This window comes from Domibacillus sp. DTU_2020_1001157_1_SI_ALB_TIR_016 (assembly GCF_032341995.1).
Classification (GTDB): Bacteria; Bacillota; Bacilli; order Bacillales; family Domibacillaceae; genus Domibacillus; species Domibacillus indicus_A.
Genome location: NZ_CP135439.1, coordinates 2,704,879 through 2,717,026 on the forward strand (window position 1 = coordinate 2,704,879; position 12,148 = coordinate 2,717,026).

Consider the following 12,148-nt stretch of genomic DNA (forward strand, 5'->3'; position numbering starts at 1 on the left):
GAACTATTTTACCATCATGATTTCGATTTTACTGTAAGCTTTACGACTGTCTCTACTTGCGCTGTCTGCGGAAACATGTCAACTGGCTGAATGCTGTCGATTTTGTACACAGGGGCCAGTGCCACTAAGTCTTTTGCCAGCGTAGATGGATTGCAGGATACGTAAACAAATACAGATGGCTGAATCTGCTTAATCGTTTGAATCAGTTTCGGGTCCAGTCCAGTACGCGGCGGGTCGGTCACGAGCACATCCGGTACCCAGCCCTTTTCCTTCCAGATCGGCAGCCACTTTTCAGCAGGACCGACTTCGTATGTTGCTTTCACACCGTACTTTTCCGCATTGGCACGGGCATCTTTGATGGATGCCGCAATCGTATCCATTCCGCGCACTTCCGCTGCATTCTTTCCAATCCAAAGACCAATGGTTCCGGAACCGCAGTAAGCATCAGCTACTTTATCGGATGGCTGCACGTTTGCGGCTTTTTTAACTTCATCATACAGTTTTTTCGTCTGTACCGGATTTAATTGAAAAAATGCGCGGGCAGACAATTCGTATTCAAACTCGCCCAGCTCTTCAGAAATCGTATCGCTGCCAGCGATGGTTTTTGAAATATCACCCATTACGAGGTGTGTTTTGCCTGGATTTATATTATGAACAACTGACTTCACACGAGGCTTTAACTCCATCAACTGCTTAGCAAACTCTTCTGCTTTCGGAAACGTTTTATCTCCGGTTACGACCACAGCTTGTACGTCTCCCGTCTCAAACCCGTACCGGACAACGATCGTTTTAACGCCTTGTTTGTTTTTAGCGCTGTACACCGGAATAGATAGCTTATTCATAATTTTTTTGGACAGGCGGATTGTTTCATCAATAACAGGGTGCTGTACAATACATTTCTCAATATTTACAAGCTGATTTGAATTTGTACTGTATAAGCCGGCGACCATTTTACCCTTTTGTACACCTGTTTGAAACTGCGCTTTGTTTCGGTAGCGCCACGGCTCCTCCATTCCGATGGTGTCATGGATCGGCAGTTTTTCAATATTAAAAGAAGTATAGCGTTCAAGCGCCTGGACAACCAATTCTTTTTTCTCCCGCAGCTGCCCTTCGTAGCTGAGGTGCTGCAGCTGGCAGCCTCCACACTCCTCATAAATGTAGCATGGCGGTGTTACACGGTCCGGTGAAGGCTTGCGCAGTTTTTTCACGACAGCTTCTGTAAACTTGGGCATAACCTTTACAGCCTCAGCTGTGATTTCTTCTCCCGGCAGGGCACCCGGTACAAAAACAGCTTTTCGTTTAAAATAGCCAACGCCTTCCCCATTAATTCCTAATCGTTTTATCGTAAGCGGGAACGTTTGTCCCGGTTTCATATCAATCCCGTTTTTCATTTCTTCACCTCATATTTAACTGTATCACAGAACCATGCCAATCAAAAGAAGCCGGGCATTAAGCGCCGGCAAGATGATCGAGAGATTTAAACGTATAGCCTTTCTTTTTCAAATCACGGATGACATCCGGCAGCGCCTCGGCATTATCTTTTGATACGCTGTGCAGCATGATGACGGCACCCGGATGAATCTGCTTCATAATTTCATCATAGGCATATTGCTTTCCTTTCGGCTGATCAGCATACCAATCCACATAAGCCAATGACCACATCACATGTGTATAGCCGGCTTTTTGGGCGGTTTTCAACACATTTTCAGAAAAAATTCCGCGCGGCGGGCGGACATATTTTGTTTTTTTCTGTCCGGTCACTTTGGCTACTTCTTTTTCAACCGATTTAAACTCTTCGATGACTGTGCTGCTTGGTACTGTTGTTAAATCATAATGATGCCAGGAATGGTTGCCGATAATATGTCCGTCTTTTACCATCCGTTTCAGCAAATCAGGTGCACTATCCACATAATGACCTGTTACAAAAAAAGCGGCAGGCACTTTTTCTTTTTTCAGCGTATTTAAAATGCTTTTCGTGTAGCCATTTTCATATCCATTGTCGAAGGTTAAATAGACGACTTTTTTCTTTGTATCCCCTTTATAAAAGGAGTCGTATTTCGCCAGCATTTCGTCAAGCTGGGCGCCTGCTTCGGCAGGGCGTCCGTCTGACGCTTTTTTAAATCCCCAATGAACGGCTTCTGACGACACGGCAATAACCGGCAGCATAAAAAGAAAAACGACAAACATAATAAATTGTCTCATCTCAGCACCATCCTTTTATGAATAAGATGTGCTGTATAAGAATTCTTCATCCGTGGAAAGATATTTCAAACAAAAAAAACCGGCCCAAGGCCGGCTTTTCTTAAGCAAAAACAGGTTCTTTAAATTTCGCTAATTTTTCGAGTGATGTTTTATCCACTTCTTCATGCAGGCTGTTTCCATGTGAATCCATCGTTACAACAGCGGTAAATCCTTCTACGCGCAAATGCCACATCGCTTCTGGAATACCAAACTGCATAAGGTCAACGCCTTCTACTCCTTTGATGCAGTCTGCATAATACTGTGCGGCACCGCCAATCGCATTCAAATACACGCCGCCATGCTCACGCAGCGCCTGCAGCGTTTTTGGACCCATACCGCCTTTTCCGATTACAGCCCGAATACCGAAACGCTTCATAATATCACCCTGGTACGGCTCTTCACGAATAGATGTTGTCGGACCAGCTGCTTTTACGTGCCACTGTCCATCTTCATCTTTAAGCATTACCGGACCGCAATGATAAATCACCTGTCCGTTCAAATCAACCGGCGCACTATCGGCAGTACTTAAATGTTTGTGGATCGCATCACGGCCTGTATACATCATGCCGTTAATTTGAACCACATCGCCGACTTTCAGCTCACGAATTTGTTCTTCTGTAATCGGCGCTTCCAGCGTTACAACACGGCTTTCTGATTTTACTTCCTGTTCCTCAGGCTGGGCTGACTCAAATGATACCTCGTCTCCATCCTGGTAAAACCATTCGTTAATTCCGCCTGTTTCTGCATTTACCGCTACTCCTAAACGGCGATACGCCCAGCAGTTGTACGCAACAGAAACAAAGAAGCTCGCCGGCAGCCGGTTCATCACGCCGATTTTACAGCCAAGCAGTGTCGTTTCGCCGCCAAAGCCCATTGTACCGATGCCAAGCTCGTTTGCATGCTCAAGTACATATTCTTCAAGCTTGCGCAGCTCTTCATTTTCATTTACATCCTCTACGCCGCGGAAAAGCTGTGCTTTCGCTAAATCATACCCGGATGAACGGTCGCCGCCAATACCGACACCGATAAAGCCGGCTGAACAGCCCTGACCCTGCGCCTGATAAACAGAATGCATAATGCATTTACGAATGCCGTCCAAGTCGCGGCCGGCTTTTCCAATCCCTTCAAGCTCGCACGGAAGGCTGTACTGAATATTTTTATTTTCACAGCCGCCTCCCTTTAAAATAAGGCGGGCATCGATATAATCTTCTTCCCACTGTTCAAATTTAATCACCGGTGTTCCTGGCCCAAGATTGTTTCCGCTGTTTGACCCATCGAGCGAATCAACAGAGTTAGGACGAAGCTTTCCGTCCTTTGTCGCCTGCTCAATAGCAGCATATATCGCTTTTTGAATATGTATTTGGTTGACACCAACAGGCGTTTTGATTTTAAACGTTGGCATTCCCGTATCCTGGCAGATCGGTGAAATATTATCGTCTGCCATTTTAATGTTCGTTGTGATCGTATCCAAGCTCATTGCTGCCCGTGTGCCGGCGTTTTCACGCTCTTTTGCCCGTTTCACAGCACGGCGCACATCTTTCGGAAGATTCGTTGATGTTTCGACAATTAATGTATACATGCTTTGCTGAAATGTTTCCAAATTCATTGTGCAGTTCCCCCTCAGGATTTTACTTATGTACAAAACAGCTGCCATCTTCCTTATTATACGCCTGTGGCAAAACGTTTAAAAGAAAAATTCGCAAACGGTTTCAGTATTATGTTTTGTTCGCTTTCGAAAAATAGAATTCTATTATAAATGAAGCACAATGAATGATTTGTTGTTTCGGGTGCAGTTCAACGGATGTTCCTCGCAAAAAAAGACGATCCAATCAGGATCGTCTTTTTTTATCCGCGGCTGCGAAACTGTTCACATTTTAATTCAATATCATCGATCATTTCAATTAAACGGTCAATATCCTCTACTTCAGTTTCTTCTGGATCAATGGAATCCAGCACTTCCATAAAGATATTGAGCCGTTCTTTTAAGTAAACGACCTGCTTTTCTTTTTCATGAATTGGTTTCAAGTCTTTTCTTCCTTTCTTCCTTACAGCAAGTAAAAGCCAATGCCCATGATGAAGTATGCGGCCAGAAGTGTCAACCCTTCAAACCAGTTCGTTTCACCATCATTGGAAATACTAATCGCCAAAAATACAGCAGTAATCATTGAAACAAGCTCCGGTATGGTGAATACAAGCGGCATTGGTGTTGGGAAAAGAAGCGATACGAGCACAAGCACCGGTGCCACGAACATGGCAACCTGGAGTGTCGAACCAATAGCAATTTCAACCGCAATGTCCATTTTGTTTTTCATTGCCATTAAAATTGCGGATGCATGCTCAGCGGCATTTCCGACAATCGCTACAATGATAACCCCAATAAAAAGTTCAGACCATCCAAATTGTTCACCAACCGCTTCAAATGTATGAACCAGACTTTCAGCCACATAGGCAACTGCCGCCGTTGCGGCAAGCAAAATAATAATTGCTTTTTTCTTGCCCCATTCCGGTACTTCTTCATGGTGAGCTGCCCCTTCTTCAGTGGCATACACACCACGATGAGTCACAAGCTTAAAAAACAGCCCCGCTAAATAAATGGCGATCATGACAATCGAAATGCCTATACTTAAGTTCAATGTTTTTGCCTCATTCATGTTAAGAGAAAAAATTTCCGGAATCACAAATGCTACTACAACTGCAAAGATAAGCAATGCTGAATTGTGACGCGCATCATGGACGCTAAACGTCTGGCGCTTATATTTTAGTCCACCCATGAAAAAGGAAAGACCCGCTACCAGCAGCAAATTTCCGAGTACCGAACCTGTCAAAGAAGCAAGAACGACACCGATCAGTCCTGCTTTTAAAGCAAAGATCGAAATAATAAGTTCAACGGCGTTTCCAAAAGTCGCATTCAGCAGTCCGCCTATGCGCGGTCCGACGACGATTGCCAAGCTCTCAGTAGCCCTTCCCATGTAACTTGACAGGGCAATCACGGTTGCACTGCAAATAACGAACATGACCACACTCGGCCAGTGTAAAAGTGAACCTGCAACCGCCAATGGCAGACCTGCTGCAATGATAATTGCAAACACTTTTCCCATAATCCCACACTCCAATGCGTCAAAGTAAACAGCTTAATACTTAGTCATCATACCCGCTCTTTACCCGATTTAACACCATCGCCTGAATTATTTTTCCTTTTTTTCGATTAAACATTCGCTTTCCTTTTCTCTTTCTCCGAACTCTCCTTTCCCTGTTCACAGCCTGTAATATACCCCTTGCATCTTTTTTCAATTATGGTATGATAATTAATACATTATAATTATTATAAAATAAAAATTAATTTATTCTAATTGAAATCCCTTATCAATAAAGGTTTTGGTAATGATAATCATCATCAATAAGGTGATCTTCATTCTCAATTAGAAAAGGAGGATACATAGATGATTACACATATTGAGAATCAACCAGCAGCGAAAAAATGGTTTGATGAACTCACTCCGCATATCGAATTGATTGCCGCTTTGTTCAGTGGCCTGCTTATTGTTGCTGGCTGGCTGCTGGATCGGAATGGCAGTGATACGGCATCGGTTGTTTTGTATTTATCTGCTTTTTTAATTGGCGGCTACGCAAAAGCCAAAGAAGGTATTGAAGCAACAATTGAGGAAAAAGAACTGAATGTAGAAATGCTGATGATTTTAGCTGCAGCCGGATCAGCAGCAATTGGCTATTGGACAGAAGGAGCCATATTAATTTTTATTTTTGCAATGAGCGGTGCTCTTGAGACATATACGATGAATAAAAGCCAGCGGGAAATTTCTGCCCTTATGGAGATTCAGCCTGATACAGCACTTGTGGTTCGTAATGGAACGGAAGAGTCTGTTCATGTTTCCGAATTAAAGCGCGGCGATGTGATTGTCGTAAAGCCTGGTGAACGTGTACCGGCGGATGGCCGGATTTCAAAAGGCTATACAACAATTGATGAGGCCGCTATTACCGGTGAATCGATCCCTGTTTCCAAAGAAGCCGGAGCGGATGTTTTTGCCGGAACAGTCAATATGACCGGATCGGTTTATATTGATGTCACAAAAAGAGCGGATGAAACTCTTTTTCAAAAAATCATCAATCTCGTACAGTCGGCACAAAGTGAGAAATCACCCTCACAACAATTTATTGAACGGTTTGAAGGAATTTATGTAAAAGCGGTACTGGCCGTTGTAGTGCTCATGATGTTTCTGCCGCACTACCTTCTCGGCTGGAGCTGGACTGAAACGTTTTACCGCGCTATGGTCCTGCTTGTTGTTGCATCACCGTGTGCACTGGTTGCTTCTATTATGCCGGCTACACTGTCGGCTATCTCCACCGGCGCCCGTAACGGCATTCTGTTTAAAGGCGGCGCCCACCTAGAAAATTTAAGTCATGTAAAAGCCATTGCTTTTGATAAAACCGGTACGTTAACACGCGGTAAACCAGAAGTAACCGATGTGATCATCCGCGATGATGTGGCTCATATGGAATTGCTTGGGGCAGCTGCTTCCATTGAAAGCCGGTCCAATCATCCGCTTGCTCATGCCATCGTCCGTTATGTAAATGAACAGGGTATCGCCTTCTCTCCACCGGAGCACGTTGAAGATGCAGCCGGCTGGGGCGTAAAAGGAACCGTCGGCACGAAGACCTGGAAAATTGGCAAAGCTGATTTTGTAGGAAACGAGCAAGCAGCCGCTTTTGCAGATGGAGCTGCCCTTCAATTTGCCCAGGCAGGCAAAACAACGGTTTATGTAGCCGATGAAAACGGCATTGCCGCGATTATTGCTCTGCAGGATATCATTCGTGAAGAAACAAAGCAGGCACTTAAAACGTTGCAGGATGAAGGCATTTTTACGATTATGCTGACAGGTGACAGTGAAAAAACGGCCCGCGCTATTGCTTCTGAAGCATCGCTTGATTCTTATATTGCCGACTGCCTGCCAGAGCATAAGGTAGACCAAGTAAAAAAACTGCTCGAAACATATGGAACAGTCGCGATGGTGGGCGACGGTATTAACGATGCACCTGCCCTTGCTTCTGCTTCTGTCGGCATCGCAATGGGCGAAGGCTCGGATGTAGCGCTTGAAACAGCGGATATCGTTTTAATGAAAAATGATCTTCCGAAAATTGCCGATGCTATTAAGCTGTCCCGCAGAATGCAGAAGATTGTGAAACAAAACATCATCTTTTCCATTTCTGTGATTGTTCTTTTGATTATCTCTAACTTTTTTCAAATGCTGGATTTGCCGTTTGGCGTTATTGGCCATGAAGGAAGTACAATTCTCGTTATCTTAAACGGCCTTCGGTTATTGAAACACACTTAAAAAAAGCCCCGCTTGAGAAAGTCTCAAGCGGGGCTTTTCCTATGCTGCTCCACGTTTTTGGTCATTGCGCAGGGCATTGATTTCACCGCCAACGAGAATAATCATCGCCGACAGGTAAAGCCAGATCATTAAAATGATCACTCCCCCGATACTTCCATATGTGGCCGAATAATTGCCGAAATTATTTACATAAAATGAAAACCCGAGTGAAGTGATAATCCATCCAATTGCAGCGAAAATGGCGCCGGGCATAACAGTTATATATTTTACTTTTAAGTTTGGTGCCAGGTAGTACAGCCCGGCAAACACTAAAAATAAAACAACCGGCGGCAGCAGGAATCGAATCCATGTCCACAGGGCTAGGAATTCATCACCCATGCCTAAAAATTCAAACGCCAATTCGCCGATCTGCTGGCCAAATACTTGGAGAATCAGCATGACCGCAATTACAAAGATAAAAGCGAAGGTCAGCAAGATCGACAGTCCACGCGCTATATAAAAAGGTCTTGTTTCTTTTACATCATACGCATAGTTGAGCCCTTTAATAACTGCGTTCATCGCATTGGATGCCGACCAGATGGTCCCCAAAATCCCGACGGACAACAGGCCGCCATTTTGATTGGATGTAACTTCCTGAAGTGTGTCCTGTACAAGACTTAAGGAATCGGAAGGCGCAAAGTCCTTGATTACATTAAATACTTCATTCGGATCAATCGGCAAATACCCGAGCAGCGTGACCATAAAGATCAGCAGCGGAAACAGCGCTAACAGGAAAAAGTAAGCCATTTGCGCCGCAACACCTGGTACATCGGACGACTTTACGCGCCTGAGCAGGTGCTTAATAAAAATGCGAAGCGCTGATTTTTTATCTGTTTGATCTGCCAATAGAACTCTCCTCCGTTATAACGTCGGGTTAGTTGCACTTGGTGACGAAGCAGCTGGTCCCTGCTCTTGGGGCACAAAGGTAGATTTTGTTTCTTCGACAAGATCCTTCACTTCTGGTGTCAGCTCTTTTAAGTCATCCACCTTGCCTTTAATGAAAGAAACGTCTTCATTAATTTTTTGTGCTGTTTCTGTTGCGCGGTCAATCAGCTCACGTGATGATGTTGTCAGCTGTTCCGGATCTTTTGCGAGTGCAATAACATAACTTGTCCAAGAAGCCATTTCCTGGCGTGTTCTGCTGTCTAATAATGCGATTGCGCCTCCAATTGCAGCTCCTGCTGCTACACTGATGAAAAATTTACCTTTACCCATTGAATGATCATCCTTTCTTTTCTTTGTCTCAGCATTTTAAAGTATTCGGCTTGCCAAGCCAGTTTTCCTTTTCGATGTTCAAGCTTTTCCCTTAATAAAATAGATTAAAACGCATATTCATAAAAAATAAATCCATTAGCCGGCCAGCTGATTTCCAAATGGGTCTCAAAAAAAAGAAATGGAGGTCTGAAATGGGACAAGACAGCCTTTTAGAGATACTTAGCCGCATCAGCTCATTTATCTGGGGCCTGCCTCTGTTAATTTTAATCACCCTTACCGGTATTTACCTCACTTTGCGTATCGGCTTTTTGCAAATACGGCTGCTTCCTTATTCCCTTAAGCTGGCATTTAGTAAAAGCCAGGATTCTGACTCAGAAGGAGACATTTCTCATTTCGAGGCTTTAATGACAGCGCTGGCCGCTACAATTGGCACCGGAAATATTGTAGGTGTAGCCAGCGCTATATTAATAGGCGGTCCGGGCGCTCTTTTTTGGATGTGGATCAGTGCTTTTTTCGGAATGGCTACAAAGTATGCAGAAGCCGTTCTCGCCGTGAAATACCGGGTGCAGGACGAAAACGGTGAAATGTCCGGCGGCCCGATGTACTACCTTGAACACGGGCTTGGCCAAAGATGGCTTGGTGTTTTGTTTGCTGCTTTTGGCGCCATTGCCGCTTTCGGTATCGGCAACCTTGTTCAGGCCAATTCCGTCTCCGGAGTCGTCCGGTCTGTTTTTCATATACCGAATTGGGGAACCGGTCTCGCACTGATGCTTTTCACAGGCCTGGTCCTCCTTGGCGGCATTCAAAGCATTGGACGGGTTACTTCCTTTTTTATTCCTTTTATGGCTGTTTTTTATGTACTTGCCGGCTTGATTGTTTTGTTTATAAACGCAGAACAAATTCCAGCAGCGCTTTCCTTGATTCTGGCCGATGCTTTTACAGGAGACGCAGCTGCGGGCGGTGCTCTTGGCACCGTGATACGCTATGGTGTGGCCCGGGGTGTTTTCTCCAATGAAGCGGGTCTTGGTTCTGCTTCGATTGCGGCGGCTGCAGCCAAAACCGATTTCCCGGCACGCCAGGCGCTTGTTTCCATGACGCAGGTATTTATTGATACGATTGTTATTTGTTCGATTACTGGACTGACGATTGTGTTAGCCGGCCAGTATAACAGCGGCCTGCATGGAAGTGAATTGACTACCGCTTCCTTTAATACTTTTCTTGGCTCTGCCGGTTCTTATGTGGTCGCCGTCGGCTTGCTGTTTTTCGCTTCCGCCACGATTATCGGCTGGTCCTATTACGGCGAGAAATGCTGCACCTATTTATTCAGCAAAAAAATCATTCCTTATTACCGGGCTGCTTTTGTGTTCGCTGCCTTTGTTGGAGCGGTAGCAAGCCTTGATCTTGTTTGGACGTTTTCGGATATTATGAATGGCTTAATGGCATTGCCAAATTTAATCGGCGTTCTGGCTCTTTCCGGTGTTGTCGTTTCAGAAACGCGAATTATTTTAAAGAAAATACGCGAAGAGAAGGATATAGTTTAAGCTTTTGTTTTCCTTTATTGACAACCTTCCTAAAACGTGGAATGATGGTTAAAAATGAAAAAGGTGACGACGTCTTGGATTTAAGCAAAAAATCAGCAGAAAATATTCAGTATATGGTTGATGAAATCACAACAAAATTGCGAATGGTAAACACGGGTGCAATCAGCCCTGAGCATTTCAGCACTTCTTCCTATGACGATTTAAAGGATATCTATGAATTAGTGGTCCGCAAGCAGTCTTTTAGCCCGAGTGAAATGCAGGCAATTGCCGAAGAACTTGGAAACTTGCGTAAATAATAAAAACACCCGCTTCCTTAGAGCGGGTGTTTTTATTATTTACTGGCCCCTGTTTTCGTCGATTTGAAATTGCTTCATTGAATCACCAAGCTCATTGGCGTGTTCATCGAGCTGCGCAGCAATAGAAGAAATGGCTTCTACCGACTGGTTTGTCTGCTGAACACTGGCCGCTGCTTCTTCAATGCCTGCTGCTGACTCTTGAGAAACAGCGGCAATACTCGAAATGGATTGATTCACTTTTGCAGTGTGATCCATAATCACATAAAGCGAATCTGAGATTGAAGCCACATGGGTGCTTAACTGACTGATGCGTTCTTTCATTGCAGTAAATTTATCGCCGGTGCCGGTAATCTGGTTCGTTCCTTCCGCGACAAGCTCGTAGCCGCCTTCAAGCGTTACCACCACTTCGGCAGACTCCTGCTGAACACTGGCAATAATCGAGTTGATACCGGTAATCGATTGGGCTACCTGTTCAGCCAGTTTTCTTACTTCATCCGCTACAATTGCAAACCCACGGCCATGCTCCCCTGCCCGTGCAGCTTCGATCGCTGCATTTAAGGCAAGCAGATTGGTTTGTTCTGCTACCTGGCGGATAATGCTGACAAGCTCTGTAATATCTTTCATCCGGGTATCAAGCCCTTTTACTTTTTGAAGGGCGTCTGTCATGTTTTGGTATATGGTGTTCATATGCTCAACTGACTGCTTCATTTCCTGCTCGCCTTCGTCCGTTAAAGAAACCATTTCAGCTGCTCCCTGTCTGACATCCTCACCTCCCATTGCCGCGATGGAAATATCCTCTACAAACTTACCAAACATTTCTGTTAAGGCAGTAGCAGAGCGTGCCTGCTCTTCTGCTCCAGCAGACATTTGCTCCATCATTGCCGCAATCTGGCTTGTTTCCTGCTGGACGCGGCCTGATTGTTCATGCAGCACGGTGCTTTCTTCTTCTACTTTACCAGACACGTTTTTAATCCGTGAAAAAATCGAGCCGATCTGTTCATTCATTTCATTGATAGCCAGTACAAGCTGGCCGACTTCATCGTCTGCATCGGAGTGAAGCGGCTCACCATGAATACGGCCGGCAGCCATGTCATTCATTCGCTGGGCCGCCTCTTTGAGGGGACGAATAATCGAACGTACACTTCCCCAAGCTAGAACGATGCCAATAAGTAAGGCAGCAGCACCTAAAATCAAACTGATAGCCATAGAACGCTGTCCAAAATCGATAACGCTTTCACTTTCTTCTGCTATTTGTTTGATACTTTGTGATGAAACATCTCCGCCTTCAAGCAGCGGCGGCAGCGTCTCGGAAAGAAGATTTTCTGTATTCTGATTTAAGCTTGAGATGGCTATAAAGTTTACAGCTGAGATGATTAATGCTAAGGCGATTAATAAACCAAAACTGACAAAAAGCTTTCCACGTAAGCTTTTCATTTTTCTCACCCCCTCAAAAATAAGCAAAATATAA

General features: G+C 44.7%; 11 protein-coding genes. 3 read left to right on the forward strand and 8 right to left on the reverse strand.

The genetic code is table 11. The features are described from left to right. Window positions 1-14: 14 nt before the first annotated feature. From rlmD to cax, 5 genes are all read right to left on the reverse strand, one after another. Entirely contained in the window at window positions 15-1,391 is a 1,377-nt protein-coding gene (gene rlmD / locus RRU94_RS21965) for a 23S rRNA (uracil(1939)-C(5))-methyltransferase RlmD (protein WP_315692984.1), read from the reverse strand. Between the two features lie 58 nt (window positions 1,392-1,449). Continuing rightward, window positions 1,450-2,202, reverse strand: a complete 753-nt coding sequence (gene pdaA, locus RRU94_RS21970) for a delta-lactam-biosynthetic de-N-acetylase (protein ID WP_315692985.1) — start codon at window positions 2,200-2,202, stop codon at window positions 1,450-1,452. 100 nt (window positions 2,203-2,302) lie between these two features. Beyond that, entirely contained in the window at window positions 2,303-3,847 is a 1,545-nt protein-coding gene (locus RRU94_RS21975; protein ID WP_315692986.1) for a fumarate hydratase, read from the reverse strand. A 239-nt stretch (window positions 3,848-4,086) separates the two neighbouring features. Beyond that, on the reverse strand, window positions 4,087-4,266 hold the full coding sequence (locus RRU94_RS21980) for an SE1561 family protein (protein WP_242233784.1): 180 nt from the start codon (window positions 4,264-4,266) through the stop codon (window positions 4,087-4,089). Between the two features lie 20 nt (window positions 4,267-4,286). Next, window positions 4,287-5,339 (reverse strand): calcium/proton exchanger, encoded by a 1,053-nt coding sequence (cax, locus tag RRU94_RS21985; RefSeq protein WP_251271963.1) that lies wholly within the window; start codon window positions 5,337-5,339, stop codon window positions 4,287-4,289. 342 nt (window positions 5,340-5,681) lie between these two features. On the opposite strand from cax, the gene RRU94_RS21990 reads away from it, so the two are divergent. Beyond that, entirely contained in the window at window positions 5,682-7,589 is a 1,908-nt protein-coding gene (locus RRU94_RS21990; protein WP_315692987.1) for a heavy metal translocating P-type ATPase, read from the forward strand. Window positions 7,590-7,628: 39 nt separating this feature from the next. Here the strand turns inward: RRU94_RS21990 and RRU94_RS21995 are convergent, their stop codons facing one another. Both RRU94_RS21995 and RRU94_RS22000 read right to left on the reverse strand, forming a co-directional pair. Next, on the reverse strand, window positions 7,629-8,474 hold the full coding sequence (locus RRU94_RS21995) for a YihY/virulence factor BrkB family protein (RefSeq protein WP_315692988.1): 846 nt from the start codon (window positions 8,472-8,474) through the stop codon (window positions 7,629-7,631). Window positions 8,475-8,489: 15 nt separating this feature from the next. Then, entirely contained in the window at window positions 8,490-8,843 is a 354-nt protein-coding gene (locus RRU94_RS22000) for a hypothetical protein (protein ID WP_242233788.1), read from the reverse strand. Between the two features lie 191 nt (window positions 8,844-9,034). Between RRU94_RS22000 and RRU94_RS22005 the strand changes: the two genes are divergently transcribed. Then, complete coding sequence (locus tag RRU94_RS22005) at window positions 9,035-10,384, forward strand: alanine/glycine:cation symporter family protein (protein WP_315692989.1); 1,350 nt, start codon at window positions 9,035-9,037, stop codon at window positions 10,382-10,384. A gap of 74 nt (window positions 10,385-10,458) precedes the next feature. Then, the gene (locus tag RRU94_RS22010) at window positions 10,459-10,680 is read left to right on the forward strand and encodes a DUF1128 domain-containing protein (RefSeq protein ID WP_251271967.1); all 222 of its coding nucleotides are present in this window, start codon (window positions 10,459-10,461) and stop codon (window positions 10,678-10,680) included. Window positions 10,681-10,719: 39 nt separating this feature from the next. On the opposite strand, the gene RRU94_RS22015 is transcribed toward RRU94_RS22010, so the two are convergent. Beyond that, window positions 10,720-12,114, reverse strand: coding sequence for a methyl-accepting chemotaxis protein (locus RRU94_RS22015; RefSeq protein ID WP_315692990.1), 1,395 nt, complete (start codon window positions 12,112-12,114; stop codon window positions 10,720-10,722). Window positions 12,115-12,148 lie beyond the last annotated feature (34 nt).